Source organism: Bradyrhizobium sp. USDA 4449 (assembly GCF_054056275.1).
In genome coordinates this window covers 6149512-6163381 of sequence record NZ_JBSRYD010000001.1, presented here as the reverse complement: position 1 = coordinate 6163381, position 13870 = coordinate 6149512, and the positions used below count along the sequence as shown (strand labels likewise).

Below are 13870 nucleotides of genomic sequence, written 5' to 3'. Positions count from 1 at the left end.
CGATCCGGCCCAAACCTATGGGATGGGATCATGACCGGAAGCCAGGCGGGGGATTATCGGATTCTTCAGGAGGCCGCCTTGCGGGACTACCTCGCGGGCCTGCCTGAAATCGCGGCGCTGCTCGGCGGCACGCCGGCCTCCTGGGGCGTCACGGAGGTCGGCGACGGCAATCTGAACCTCGTCTTCATCGTGAAGGGCGCGCACGGCGGCATCGCCGTGAAACAGGCGCTGCCCTATGTCCGCCTCGTCGGCGAGAGCTGGCCGCTGCCGCTGTCGCGGGCCCATTACGAATATCTTTCGCTGTGCCGGCAGGCCCAGCTCGCGCCCGGCCTCGTGCCGGCCTTGCTGCATCACAACGAGAGGCTGGCGCTCACCGTGATGGAGCTGCTCGAGCCTCACATCATCATGCGCAAGGGGCTGGTCGCCGGGACGTGCTATCCGCGCTTCGTCGACGACATCACCACCTTCATGGCGCGGACGCTGTTCTTCACCTCCGACCTCGCACTCCCAGCTGCCGAAAAGAAGCAAGCCATAGCGGCCTTCGCCGGCAATCACGCCTTGTGCAAGATCACCGAGGATCTGATCTTCACCGATCCCTACCGGATTGCCGAGCAGAACCGCTGGACCGCGCCCTATCTCGACTCGCTCGCCGCGGCCTTGCGCGAGGACATGGAGCTGCATGTCGCGATTAGCAGGCTGAAGTTGAAATTCATGGCGAGCCCGGAGGCGTTGCTGCATGGCGATCTTCACACCGGCTCGATCATGGTGACGGCGTCGGAGACGCGGGTGATCGACCCCGAATTCGCCTTCTACGGCCCGATGGGTTTCGACGTCGGCGCTGTGCTGGCCAATCTGCTGATGGCCTATTTCGCCTCCACCGGCCATGAGCGTACGCCCGGCGAGCGGCAGGCCTTCGAGAGCTGGGTGCTGGAGACCGTCGAGAAAGTCTGGAACGAGTTTTCGCGAAAATTTCTCGATCTCTGGCGCGCCAACGCGACGGGCGATGCCTATCCGGTCTCACTCTTTGCAGGCGAGAAGGGCGCCATGCGCCTCGAGGCCGAGCGGCAAGCCTACATCCAGCGCCTCTTCACCGACACGGTCGGCTTCGCCGCCGCAAAAACCATCCGGCGTATCTTCGGTCTCGCCCACAACATCGATTTCGAGCTGATCGAAGGCCCGCAGACGCGCGCGGTGAGCGAGGCGCGTGCCATCAGGCTCGCGCGCGCAATGATGGTCGAGGCGGCTGCGTTCCGGACCATCGCCGACGTCACTGGCGCCGCTCGGAAATTGCGGGACTGGCAGCCGGAGCTGTCAGGCTGACGCCAGGCAGCGGGCAGGTCGACGACGCGGCGGATTTCGGAACCGTCAGCCGCAAAACGAAGCTTGCATTCAATGGGCTGTGAATGATCAAATCCCTGATGGGAGTGCCTGCATTGTTGGGGGACCACATGATGTTCAGGATGATTGCGATCGTCGCGGGACTGGCGCTGGCGCTTGGCGGATCAGCGGAGGCCCAGACGCCGCGCAAGGGCGGAACCATCCGCATGACCGCGCCTTACGGCTCGAGTTTCACCAGCCTCGACATTCACACCACGCAGCGTTCCCAGGACGAGATCTACGCCAAGGCCCTGCATCGCTCGCTTTACATCTGGGATTCCGGGCTGGGAAAGCCGGTGCTGGAACTCGCCAAGGAGGACGTCGTCTCGGGCGGAGGCCTCGTTCACACCTTCAAGCTGCGCGACGACGCCTATTTCCACAACGGCCGCAAGATGTCGGCCGACGACATCATCTGGTCCTATAACCGCATCATGGACGGCACCAAGGCCTATCCCGGCGCACGCTACGTCCGCATCATCGAGGGCGCCGCGGCAGTCGAGAAGGGCCAGGCCAAGGAGATCTCGGGCCTGAAGAAGATCGACGATTTCACCCTCGAGATGAAGCTGACCGAGAAGGTGGATCCCGGCTTCTACTTCTTCACCGCGCTGACCTCGATCTATCCCGCCGACGAGGCCGTCAAGGACAGCTTCATCCAGCATCCGATCGGGCTCGGGCCGTTCAAGTTCGTCGAGCACGTGCCGGGCTCGCGCATCGTGCTGGAGCGCTGGGACAAGTTCTACAAGCCTGGCAAGCCCTATGCCGACAAGGTCATCGTGTCGGTCATGGGCGAGGCAGCGGCGCGCGACGTCGCATTCCGCAACAAGGAGATCGACACCTCCGTGCTCGGCCCGGCGCAATATGTCGCCTATCAGGCCGACCCCAACCTCAAGGGCACCCTCGCCGAAGTCGCCGAGGTCTTCACGCGTTACATGGGGATGAATCCCGCGTTCAAGCCATTCGCCGACAAGCGCGTCCGGCAGGCGATCAACTATGCGATCGACTCTGATTTGATCATCAACAAGCTGGTCAAGGGCAAGGCCTATCGCGCCACGAGCTGGCTGCCGCTGACCTCGTCCGCCTACGACAAGACCATGAAGCCGTACCCGTATGATCCCGCCAAGGCGAAGCAGCTGCTCGCCGAGGCCGGTTATCCCTCCGGCTTCGAATTCGAATGGACCACGAGCCAGAATGAAAGCTGGGGCCTGCCGATCGTCTCGGCCGTCATCCCGATGCTGGACAAGGTCGGCATCAGGGCCAAGGTCAAGCAGGTCGAGGTCGCGGTGCTGGCTGAGGTGGTTCGTACCGGTGACTACCAGGCCTTCATCTATTCCCAGCAGACCGGCCCGGACCCCCAGGCTGCGCTGAAATGCTTCCACTCGTCGACGCCGCCCTCGGCCTGCAACTACATGAATTTCAAGAACGCCGAGTTCGACAAGATTATGGATGAGGCAGGGCAGGCCGACGACGACGCCAGGCGAACCGAGCTGCTGAAGCAGGCCAACGCTCTGCTGTATGACGAGGCGCCGGTCTGGTTCTTCAACTACAACAAGGCCGTCATGGCCGTACAGCCCTGGCTCCACGGTGTTCAGCTCAATGCGACGGAGATGACCCATCAGAACGTCGAGGACCTCTGGGTCGACGAGACCTCGCCGGCGAAGTGATACGCGTTCTCGTGCTTCCTCGATCGCCGTGAGCGATGGGGAGAGGGAAGAAAGTGCCGATGCTCTCCTTCCTGGTCCGTCGTCTCCTGCAAACCATTCCGACCGTGCTCGCCGTCGTGCTGCTGGTCTTCGTGCTGTTCAGCGTGGTGCCCGGCACCATCGCCTCCAGCATGAGCGACGACGTCGATCCCCAGGTCGAGCTGCGCCTGAAGCAGCAGCTCGGCCTGAACGATCCTGTTTACACGCGCTTCGGCAATTACATCGCCAAACTCGCGGTGGGTGACTTCGGGACGTCGTTCCGGACCCGGGAGCCCGTGACGAGCATGCTCGCCAAACGAGCCTGGCCGACGCTGGAGCTGATCGTCACGGCGATGGCGTTTTCCGTCCTGCTCGGCGTGCCACTCGGCTTCATCGCCGCATTACGGCCCGGCGGAATTGTCGACACGCTTGCGATGGTCGTCGCGGTCTCGGGCCTGTCCATTGCGAAATTCTGGCTCGGGCTGGTGCTGATGTATGCGTTCGCGTTGAAGCTCGGCTGGCTGCCGAGTTTCGGCTACGGTGATGGCGGCCTCCAATACTTGCTGCTGCCGGCCGTGACGCTCGGCGTCTCGCCAATGGCGCTGTTTGCCCGGACGACGCGCGCGGCCGTGCTCGAGATCATGACCGCCGATTTCGTCCGCACCGCGCGCTCCAAGGGCATGAGCGAGACCCGCGTGGTGAAGTGGCACGTCATGCGCAACGCGCTCGTCATCATTCTCACCACGGTCGGCCTCCAGTTCGGCGGGTTGATGGGGCAGGCCGTCGTGGTTGAGAAACTGTTCTCCTGGCCTGGCATCGGCTCGCTGCTTGTGGACAGCGTCCTGCAGCGCGACATTCCGGCCGTCCAGGGCTCCATTCTCGTGGTGGTCCTGGCCTTTCTCGCGATCAATCTGCTGATCGATCTGCTCTACGGGGTGATCGATCCCAGGATCAGATACGCATGAAGCTCCGCGCCAATCTCATCATCGGCGGCACGTTGTTCGCGCTCGCGATTCTCGTCGGTGTGCTCGCGCCATGGCTGGCGCACACCGATCCCGTCCTCGATGCCAATCTCATGAACGCGGAGGAGCCGCCGGGCTGGACCTGGTGGTTCGGCACCGACGACCAGGGTCGCGACATCTACTCGCGCGTCGTCTACGGCGCGCGCGTCTCGCTGACGGTGGGCATCGTCTCGCAGCTCATCAACAGCGTCATCGGCGTCGCCTTGGGACTGAGCGCCGGCTATTGGGGCGGCTGGTGGGACGATGTCGTCAACGCCCTGACCAACGTCATGCTCGCGATCCCCTCGCTGATCTTCGCGCTCGCGATCATGGCGGTGCTCGGCCCGGGACTCACCAGCCTCCTGATCGCGCTCGGGCTCACCAACTGGTCCTTCACCTGCCGGATCGCGCGTGCCTCGGCGCTGTCGCTGCGGAGTCAGGGCTACGTGCAGGCCGCCACCGTGCTCGGCTATGGTGATCTGCGCATCATGGTCACGCAGCTGTTGCCGAACATGCTCGGCCCGATCGTCGTCATCGGCACGCTCGGCATGGGCAGCGCGGTCCTCTCCGAGGCCGCCTTGTCGTTCCTCGGCCTCGGCGTCCGTCCGCCGTTTCCGAGCTGGGGCAGCATGCTGTCGGATGCGCGCGACCAGATCACCACGGCGCCATGGCTCTCGGTATTTCCGGGCCTTGCCATCTTCCTGACGGTGCTCGGCCTCAACCTGCTCGGAGACGGCCTGCGCGACATTCTCGATCCGCAATCGCGGAGCCGGCGGACATGACCAGCACGCCGCTCATCGAAGTCGAGGACCTCCGCATCGATCTCGACGACGGATCGCGGCGCGTTGCGGCGGCCGAGGGCATTTCCTTCCGCATCGATCGGGGCGAGACGTTCGGCCTGGTCGGCGAATCCGGCTGCGGCAAGAGCATCACCGCGCTTGCGTTGATTGGCCTGTTGCGACAGCCGCTGTCGATCGGCGGCGGCGTCATCCGCTTTGACGGACGCGCGATCCAGCATCTGTCCGCAGCCGCCCAGCGCGATCTGCGCGGCAACCGCATCGCCATGATCTTCCAGGAGCCGATGACGGCGCTCAATCCGGTCTCGCCGGTCGGACGGCAGATCGCGGAAATGTTCGTGCTGCACAAGGGCAAGAGCTGGCGCGAGGCCAACCAGCTCGCGGTCGAGGCACTCGCGAGCGTCCGCGTTCCCGCGCCGGAGCGGCGCGTGAACGACTACCCGCACCAGCTCTCCGGCGGCATGCGTCAGCGCGTGATGATCGCCATCGCGCTGGCCTGCGGCCCGGATCTCCTGATCGCCGACGAACCGACGACGGCGCTCGACGTCACCGTGCAAGCCGAGATCATCGAGTTGATGCGCAATCTCTGCGCCGAGCGCGGCACCGCGATCCTGATGATCAGCCACGATCTCGGCCTGGTCGCCAATGTCTGCCGCCGCGTCGCCGTGATGTATGCCGGCCGCATCGTCGAGGAGCGCGGCTCGGGCGATATTTTTCGCACACCGTCACATCCCTATACGCAAGGTCTGGTCGACTCGCTGCCGCGGCTCGGCAGCCGCGCGGCCCTCGGCCGCAGCAGGCTCAAGGAGATCGCGGGCGTGGTCCCCGCGATCGCCAGTTTCCCTGATGGTTGCAGGTTCAACCCGCGCTGCGCCCGTGCGACGGACATTTGCAGGACCGTCGCGCCGACGGCGGATTTTCTGGACGCTGGCGGCTTGGTGAGGTGTCATCACCATGCATGAGCCACAAAGCAGTTTGGGTGGAGCGAGGTTGGCCGACGATCTCCTTCTCAGCGTCGAGGATCTCGCGGTTCATTTTCCTGTTGGAGGAGGCATTCTGGGCCGCCAGCGGCGGCTGCTCCGTGCCGTGGATGGTGTCGATCTCGCGCTGAAACGCGGCGAGTGCCTCGGCCTCGTCGGCGAGTCCGGTTCCGGCAAGTCGACGGTGGCCTTGTCGATCCTCGGCCTGCTGGCGCCGACGCGCGGCCGCATCGTGCTGGACGGGCAGGTGGTGACATCAAGGCCTTCACGCGATCGCAAGTCGCTGGCTCGCGCTGTCCAGATCGTGTTCCAGGATCCCTACGCCTCGCTCAACCCGCGTCAGACCGTTCGTCGCACGCTGGAGGATCCCCTGCGCGTGCATGGCGTGACCGCCAGAAGCGAGATCGAGGACCGCGTCGCGACCATGCTGAAGCATGTCGGCCTTCGGCCCGAGCAGGCCGACCGCTATCCCCATGAATTCTCCGGCGGCCAGCGCCAGCGCATCGGCATCGCGCGCGCGTTGATCCTCAATCCCAAGATCGTCATCTGCGACGAGCCTGTGTCGGCGCTCGACGTGTCGATCCGTGCCCAGATCATCAATCTCCTGCTGGAATTGAAGGACACGCTCGGTCTCTCCTACATCATGATCAGCCACGACCTCGGCGTCGTCGAGCACATGAGTGACCGCGTCGCCGTGATGTATCTCGGCCGAATCGTCGAGAACGGCGACTGGCGCGAGATTTTCGAGCGGCCCGCGCACCCCTATACGCAAGCGCTGATCGCAGCGATCCCCGATCCGCTGCGTCATGCGCCGCTCGCGACCACGGGCGGCGATCTGCCCAACCCGCTCAATCCGCCGAACGGTTGCGCCTTCAGCCCGCGCTGCCGCTACGCGCAGGAGGTGTGCCGCCACGAGCCGGGGCCGGTGCTGGAGACGCGGCCTGATGGGCATGCGGTGAGGTGCTGGCGGAGTGAGGAGGTGACGAGGGAGCCGGCTTTGACCTCGACCCAAGGCGCCGGTCCCTAGACCAAGCGGCAAGCGACGAGAAGGCATGCCCTTGACGCAAGGCGCGCTTGAGCAAAGTTATGGTCGGGACCGCGAATTTCAGGTCATGCTTCCGGGCATGAAGCAGCGTACGATTGGATGGCCGTCAAGGTAAAACGGCCACACCATGGTGCGCCCGGCGCGGTTCGGCTCGGTGATGACGGCCTCGTCGGGTACATCGACCCATTCGCCGCTGATGCGGACGCGATAGTGGCCGCCCGTGGTGTCCCAATCCACGTCAGAGATTGCAATGCCGTCCACGTCTGCACAGCATTGCTCGCCGCGCTTGCTGTGCAGGCTGCCGAACCACGATTTCAGCAGCGAGTTCGCATACCGGCCGTCGTCGCGGGCTTCGGCAAGCCCCACGGCAAGCGCGGTGCAGCCCGCGAACGTGCTGGCGATCAGAGTGCGACCAAACAACTTTTCATTTACCCCATCGATCTCTCTCAAATGGACGGGCGGTCCGACAAGGCGATACGGGGCGAAGCTCCTCCGCGGTCCCTTTCGCTATCCATTCATGCCCGACGGAGGCGGGTCCCAAGGTCAAGCTATTGCAAAATGGTATCAGCACGTGAGTCTGATTCCAGACGGCGAAAGGGTTACTCCGCATGTCCGCGGCTGTTTCGCTGAGAAGCCAACGGTGCTTACTCGTGGGTGCGCCCCCTGGGCCACCTTTGGGCGCGGAGTCAAAACGGTCACCGAGGCAGACCGGCCTCTCAGACGATAAGGTCGTGATGCGGCGCCAGGAGAGGCAGGCCGCCGTGGACGGCGCCGTCCAATTGTCCGGCGAGATGCCAGACGTCCGACCCGGGTTCGGTCGGATGCGGCGCGGGCGGCTCCGCCTGGACGGCCGGCGGGACCGGGTCCGGCGCCGCCGCGGCGGCTGCGCTCGCTGGAGCGAGCGGGGCTGCGTCCTCCTTGAAATGAAAGGACTGGTCGTGCGGATCGTCGGCGCCCTGGATCGCCACCGTCACGACCTTGGGCGTGCCGTCGATGGTCGTCACTGTGAAGCAGTCGATCAACGTGTCGCAGGATCGCAGGGCCTCGACCGCCGGATTGGCCGGATCGAGCGTATAGGTCCAGACGCCTCCGGCGGTCATGGTGAAACTGCCGTAGCCGTGCTCGCTGGCCTGCGGGCACGCCGTCGCCGTGAAGGTGTCGTTCGGATTGTCCACGTCTTTGTCGGTCAGGGTGCCGGAGGCGCTCGGCGGCGGGGCACAGGGGTTGCTCGGCTCGATCACGTGTCCGCACGCCTGGCCGCAGATCGTCGCGGCGTCATTGCTGCCCTCGATCGTGACCGTCACCAATTGCGCGGTCCCGTCCGCGGTCTTCACCGTGAAGCTGTCGGTAAGACTGTCGCCGACGTTGAGCGCCTGGACCGCGCAATTGCCATTGTCGAGCGCGTAGGTCCAGTGGCCGTCGTCCGTCATCGTGAAACTGCCGTAGCCGTGATCGCTCCTTTCGGGACACGGTACTGCTTTGAAGTCATCCGGAGGTCCATCGACGTCAACGGCCGTCAGCACGCCGACCGCGACCGGGACGCCGTGTTCCGAATTGTCGACTCCGCCGGCCTCGACCACGCAACCATGCGTGTCTCCGGATACGACGGACGGGTCGTCGGCGCCCTGGATCGTCACCGTGATCGTCTGCGGCGTTCCGCCGATCGTGGTCACGGTGAAGGTATCGGTCGCCGTGTCGCAAGCCCTCAGCGCCAGCACCGCCGGATTCGCGTCGTCCAGCGTGTAGGTCCAGTGTCCGTCGGTCGTCATGGTGAAGGTGCCGTAGCCGTGGTCGCTGGCGTGCGGCGTGCTCACCGCCGTGAACGTGTTGGCGGGATCGTCGACGTCGGTGTCGGTCAGCGTACCGCTCGCGGTCGGCGCGGCCGGGGCATCGTGACCGGCGAAGGCCGCGGCGAAAGTCGTCGGGACCGCAGCGACCGATCCGGCTGTGGCGCCGGCGATCACGGACGCGTCGTCCGCGCCGTTGATGTGGATGCTGAAGGTCTGGTCCGCGGATGCGAAGCCGTCGGAGGCCGTGATGGTGAAGTTGTCGGTGGTCGGTGCCTTCAGCGCGTTGATGGCGCCGTCGTTCGGAACGTAGGTGTAAGCGCCGGTATGGCTGTTCACGTAGAGCACGCCGAAGGAGCCGGGTTTCTCGACGTCGAAGCTCGCGCCGGCAATCGTGAAAGGACCGGTGATCCCGCCGGCGATGCCGAAGGTCGGCGCGGAACCGGAGCTGAAGCTCGTGGCCGAGAAGCTGCCGCTGCTCGCGGAGAACTCGTCGAATCTGAAGGTGTCCACCTCCACCACCCCCGCGCCGAGCGTCAGCGTCGGCGGCGAATGGATGAGCGGTGCGTCCGGAACGAAGCTCGCCGGGATCACGAGCGGGGGCAGCGCGTGCTGCAACGTCGGGCCGTCCGGCCCGATCAGATTGATCGGCTGCGGCGACTGATCGCCCGTCTCGCCCGGCGGCGTGCTGGATCCGGGCGGCCCATGCTCCTTCGAATAGTTCGCGAGCACATCCTGCTGCTGGCTCTGCAGATCCTCCATCCGCGAGGCGGTGTTGGCAACCTGGGTGAGGCCGACCGACGACCCGTGTCTTTCGAGCACAACCGTCTGCCCGGGGTCGTCGACGATGATGTGGCGTGGCACGGCCTCCTTCGTGACGAGCTCGAAGGAGCCGTGCGCGAAGTCCTTGTAGGTGATGTCGCCGCGGTCGAACAGCGCGAGATCGGGGTCGGCGCCCCAGACCTCCCTCAGCCCCGACAGGATCAGCGCGACGAACGACACGCCGCCGGTCAGCACGGCGACGCCAGATAGGCCAGCGGGCGGAGCCATGTGCCGGTCGGGCCGGCGGCGGAGATCGTCAAAGATCCGAGCGGGCGACATTCCGAGGCCTCGCATGTTGTCGTCTTGATCGTTTCGACGCCGCGGCATCCGCCCCCGATACCGCGCCCGGGAATACCCCATTTAGGCAACGTCAATCGCACCGAAGGCCAAGCCCATCGTGACTATTAAGGGGTACTCCGAGGGACTGCGCTGGTCCGCCGTCCGGCGCTCTGCCATCATTCGATGGGGCTCTCTCGCAAGGGGAGCGGATGCATGAACGGACGGCGGACGATGGCGGGACTCGCGGGCCTGTGGATCGCCCTCGCGGGGTCTCAATCGGTGCTGGCGCAGAACAGATCCACCGACCTCAAGCCGATCGGCAAGATCGTGACCGCAACCGGCAAGGTGACGGTCGAACATGTCTCCGCGACGGTCGCGCAGGTCGTCCTCTCCGACGACAAGGCTGGCGCGAAGGTCGGCGATCCCGTCTACCGGGGCGACGTGGTCAAGACCGGGGCCGACGGCAAGCTCGGCATTAATTTCGCCGACGGCAGCTCGTTCAACCTGTCCAGCAACGCCAGCATGGAGCTGAACGAATTCGTCTACGACCCTGATGCGAAATCGAACGCGAGCCTCTTCAACCTGACCAGGGGGACCGCCACCTTCGTCGCCGGCGCCGTGGCCAAGAACGGCGACATGAAGGTCGATACCCCCGTGGCGACCATGGGAATCCGAGGCACCACGCCGCATATCGAGATCGCTGACGACGGCAGCGTCAGGTTCTCCACGCTCATCGAGGAGGGCAAGGAGCGCGTGCTCGACAAGAGCGGCGTTCCGAAGCGGCGTGCGGCGGTCCCGCCGGCCCTGGGCTGGGAGCGCAGGGCCGACCGCGGCACAGGCGTCTGCCGGGGATGCTGAGCGCGCGCCTTGCGACCGCGTCCTTCCTGATCCTGGCGCTGACGCCGGCCGCGGCTCAGAAGCCGAACGAGTCGCAGTTCCGGAACGTTGAGCTGTGCAACAGCGCCGCTGCGCCGCAGACGAGGATCGAGGCCTGCTCGGCCTTCATTGAGGCCGGCCGCGGCGGATCGGCCTCGCTGGCCACGGCCTACGACAACCGCGGCAGCGCCTATGTCGAGAAGGCCGACTACGACCGCGCCATCGCCGACTTCGAGAGCGCCGTCGCCATCGACCCGCGCTCCGCCAGGTCCCTCAACAACCGCGGCGCGGCCAGACTTAGAAGGGGCGACTACGACGCCGCGATCGAGGACCTCGACCGGGCCATCGGCCTGCGGCCGGACTACGCCAGGGCGCTCGCCAACCGCGCTGAGGCCTGGCTGAAGAAGGACGATCCGGGGCGCGCGGAGCGCGACTACGCCGAGGCGGTGCGCCTGAACGCCGACCTGGAGGGAGCCTGGAGCGGACTTTGCTGGATCCGGGCGAGCACGGGTGATCCTCAAGCCGCGGTGACCGCCTGCGACAGGGCCCTCGCAGGCGGCGCCCACACGGCGGCGACCTACGATTCTCGCGCGCTGGCCTATCTGAGGTCAGGGCGCCTGGAGGCCGCGATCGCCGACTACGACGCGGCCCTGCGCATCGATCCGAAGCTCGCCCTCGCGCTGTACGGCCGCGGGCTCGCGAAGATCAGGCGCGGCAAGTCCGCATCCGGTGACGCCGACGTCGCAGCCGCGAAGCTCGCAAGGCCGGACGTCGTCGAGCAGTTCGCACGCTACGGCGTGCGCTAGATTTCAGCGCAAGATCTCCATGAAATGAAATTGTGCGAAGCTGGCCGGCCAACGCCGGCTTCGACATTCGTTGCGGACATCGCGCCGGTTGCGTCGCTGCGGGAATGCGTTAACTGGAATCCGAAGAAGATATTTCATCAGGCGTTGTGTAGCTCCGTTGATGAGTATTGTGGCAGCGATCAGGTCAAGCTCGCAGCGGGTGGGAATCCAATGCATATTCGCCAGATTGTTTTCGCCGTCGTGATGCTCGGCGCTTTGGTTCGGTTCGGGCCTGCCACGGCTGAAGATGGCTTCCCGGCAGCGGAGTGGGAGCGCGTCACTCCTGCAGAGTTGGGCTGGTCGGAATCCGTATTGGCGCAAGCGCGATCCTTTTCGGATCAGATTCGCTCGAGCGCGGTTGTGATCGTTCAGCACGGAAAGGTGGTGGCCGAGTGGGGCAACACGACGAAGCCAATGGAAGTCGCTTCAGTTCGCAAGAGCCTGCTCAGCGCCCTGATCGGCATCGCCGTGTCGGATCACCTGATCAACCTCGACAGCACGCTTGGCGAACTCGGCATCGACGATAACCCGCCTGGCCTGACCGGGAGCGAGAAGGGCGCGACGGTGCGCGAACTCCTCGAAGCGCGTTCCGGGGTCTACCACGCGGCGCTCTATGAGACGCCGGACATGGCGAAGATGCGACCGCCGCGCGGCAGCCACCCGCACGGCACCTTCTGGTATTACAACAATTGGGATTTCAACGCGCTCGGCACGATCTACGAGCACGCAACTGGCACCGGCATCTTCCAGGCGCTCGACCGGAAGATCGCAAAGCCAATCGGCATGCAGGACTACCGGCCACAGGACGGCAGCTACGTCCGCGGCGAAGCGTCGATCCACCCCGCCTATGAGATCCGCATGAGCGCACGGGACCTGGCGCGTTTTGCACTTCTCTATCTGCACAGGGGCAATTGGGCCGGACACCAGATCGTGCCGCGGGAGTGGGTGGAAGAGAGCACGCGTGCCTATTCGAGAGCGGCGTTCGGGCCGGGCTATGGCTATCTCTGGTGGACCGGTTTTTTGGGCGGTGCCGTTGCGCCGACGGTGACTTTGCCCGAGGGCAGCTTTTGGGCCCAAGGTCAAGGCGGCCAATACGCCTTGGTCGTGCCCGTACTCGACCTCGTCGTGGTGCATCGTGTCGACCACGACACGCCCTACACCGAACCTTCCATGCGCAGTTTTGCCAGGCTCTTCTGGCTGATCCTGAAGGCCGAGGGCTATGATCCGGGGCCCGATGCCTCGCTCACGGCAGCGATCGGCGAACGACCGACAGGAGAGACCCTGGCTGCAAGATTGCAGGGCAAGACGATCAGCTTCGGTCCCAAGCTCAGGGATGGTCCGTTCACAATGCGATTCGAGCCCGACGGCCGGATGACCTATCCGCACTGGAAAGAGTTTCTTGGAGCTGCAGCCGGGACATGGACGGTCGCGGAGGATAAGCTCTGTATCCTGAACTCGGGCGCCAGTCGTCGCTGCTACATTCCGGTGCTGAATGGTCAACGGATCGAGTTGTTCGACCAGCTTGGTGTCATGCAAATCGACGGGGTGGCCCTGCCTCAGTGATCTGCATGCAGATCGGCAGGCTGGCCAAGGATGGCGTCTGGCGAAGGCCGCGCCTTGCTGCTGAGCGGATTGGATTTGCTCGCTCTGAGTTCTTCGCATGTTGCCCCAAAGCCGACAGCACAGTGGCTTGATTCCCGAAGTGAATAGGAACCAAGTGCAGCAACGCACTCTTGTGGGCAGATGGATGACGATCCGCTCTTCCGGCGAGCCGACCAACTCGCGATGCGACATCGCGAACGGCGAGGTGAATGCTGGCGCTAAGGGAGAGGACCAGAGGAGCAACCATATTGCGGCGAGCTGGAAAACATAGGCTGCTCCAGTCCTGGATGATGCTGGCCCTTGAGGCCAACGAGGTCATTGGGCTTCGAATGTTGAAGCTGATGGCTGGCGGAAAACGCGCACGCCGGGAAGCCAGGCTAATGGTCCGTGAAAAGGTAGCGGAAGCAATCGGGTCCGCCGCGGACCTCATGGCTGGCGCTTCGAGCGAAGACATAGTTCGACGATATAGGCGGCGCGTGGCAGCGAATGCGAATAGATTGAGTAAGCTGAGCTCACGTCCAGCCATTAAGCGGAACCGGCGTCGACGAAAGTAGCTACAAAAAGATGAGCTTCGACGTCGGAGCCCTTGGCTCCAGCGCTATGAACCATCAATCGCGGCAGGGGAGGTCGCTTTCGAAGGTGCGCTCCGAGTACTGCAGGCTTGTTTGATCTCGGTTCATACGGACTCCTGCCGTCCGTGGATTGGAACGCCGCCTCACAAAGCCGGTTGTCTCGTCCGAAATGACCATCGTGGTCGCCTCACCCGTGTTTTGGAGCGTC

Annotated in this window: 11 protein-coding genes; 9 read left to right on the top strand and 2 right to left on the bottom strand. The window is 64.8% G+C overall.

The genetic code is table 11. The annotated features are described in order from the left end of the window. Positions 1-30: 30 nt before the first annotated feature. The 6 genes from mtnK (at position 31) to ACVIIW_RS28755 (ending at position 6861) form a co-directional block, all read left to right on the top strand. Complete coding sequence (mtnK, locus tag ACVIIW_RS28780; RefSeq protein ID WP_456703816.1) at positions 31-1320, top strand: S-methyl-5-thioribose kinase; 1290 nt, start codon at positions 31-33, stop codon at positions 1318-1320. Positions 1321-1448: 128 nt separating this feature from the next. After that, complete coding sequence (locus ACVIIW_RS28775; protein ID WP_456703815.1) at positions 1449-3038, top strand: ABC transporter substrate-binding protein; 1590 nt, start codon at positions 1449-1451, stop codon at positions 3036-3038. Positions 3039-3097: 59 nt separating this feature from the next. After that, positions 3098-4021 carry an ABC transporter permease gene (locus tag ACVIIW_RS28770; protein ID WP_456705300.1) on the top strand — a complete coding sequence of 308 codons (924 nt, stop codon included), beginning with the start codon at positions 3098-3100 and terminating at the stop codon, positions 4019-4021. Continuing rightward, positions 4018-4839, top strand: coding sequence for an ABC transporter permease (locus ACVIIW_RS28765; RefSeq protein WP_456703814.1), 822 nt, complete (start codon positions 4018-4020; stop codon positions 4837-4839). Before ACVIIW_RS28770 ends, ACVIIW_RS28765 begins: the two co-directional genes overlap by 4 nt. Beyond that, the gene (locus ACVIIW_RS28760) at positions 4836-5816 is read left to right on the top strand and encodes an ABC transporter ATP-binding protein (RefSeq protein ID WP_456703813.1); all 981 of its coding nucleotides are present in this window, start codon (positions 4836-4838) and stop codon (positions 5814-5816) included. Before ACVIIW_RS28765 ends, ACVIIW_RS28760 begins: the two co-directional genes overlap by 4 nt. Beyond that, positions 5809-6861 carry an ABC transporter ATP-binding protein gene (locus ACVIIW_RS28755; protein WP_456703812.1) on the top strand — a complete coding sequence of 351 codons (1053 nt, stop codon included), beginning with the start codon at positions 5809-5811 and terminating at the stop codon, positions 6859-6861. Before ACVIIW_RS28760 ends, ACVIIW_RS28755 begins: the two co-directional genes overlap by 8 nt. 78 nt (positions 6862-6939) lie before the next feature. Here ACVIIW_RS28755 and ACVIIW_RS28750 read toward each other — a convergent pair whose 3' ends face one another. Both ACVIIW_RS28750 and ACVIIW_RS28745 read right to left on the bottom strand, forming a co-directional pair. Beyond that, positions 6940-7284, bottom strand: a complete 345-nt coding sequence (locus tag ACVIIW_RS28750; protein WP_456705299.1) for a hypothetical protein — start codon at positions 7282-7284, stop codon at positions 6940-6942. Between the two features lie 311 nt (positions 7285-7595). Further along, positions 7596-9716 carry a VCBS domain-containing protein gene (locus ACVIIW_RS28745; protein ID WP_456703811.1) on the bottom strand — a complete coding sequence of 707 codons (2121 nt, stop codon included), beginning with the start codon at positions 9714-9716 and terminating at the stop codon, positions 7596-7598. A 264-nt stretch (positions 9717-9980) separates the two neighbouring features. Between ACVIIW_RS28745 and ACVIIW_RS28740 the strand changes: the two genes are divergently transcribed. The 3 genes from ACVIIW_RS28740 to ACVIIW_RS28730 are packed head-to-tail and all read left to right on the top strand — an operon-like array spanning position 9981 to position 13051. Beyond that, a complete protein-coding gene (locus ACVIIW_RS28740; RefSeq protein ID WP_456703810.1) occupies positions 9981-10625 on the top strand; it encodes a FecR family protein in 645 nt (214 codons plus the stop codon). Beyond that, complete coding sequence (locus tag ACVIIW_RS28735; RefSeq protein ID WP_456703809.1) at positions 10619-11449, top strand: tetratricopeptide repeat protein; 831 nt, start codon at positions 10619-10621, stop codon at positions 11447-11449. Before ACVIIW_RS28740 ends, ACVIIW_RS28735 begins: the two co-directional genes overlap by 7 nt. 24 nt (positions 11450-11473) lie before the next feature. Continuing rightward, the gene (locus ACVIIW_RS28730; protein WP_456703808.1) at positions 11474-13051 is read left to right on the top strand and encodes a serine hydrolase domain-containing protein; all 1578 of its coding nucleotides are present in this window, start codon (positions 11474-11476) and stop codon (positions 13049-13051) included. Positions 13052-13870: the final 819 nt, after the last annotated feature.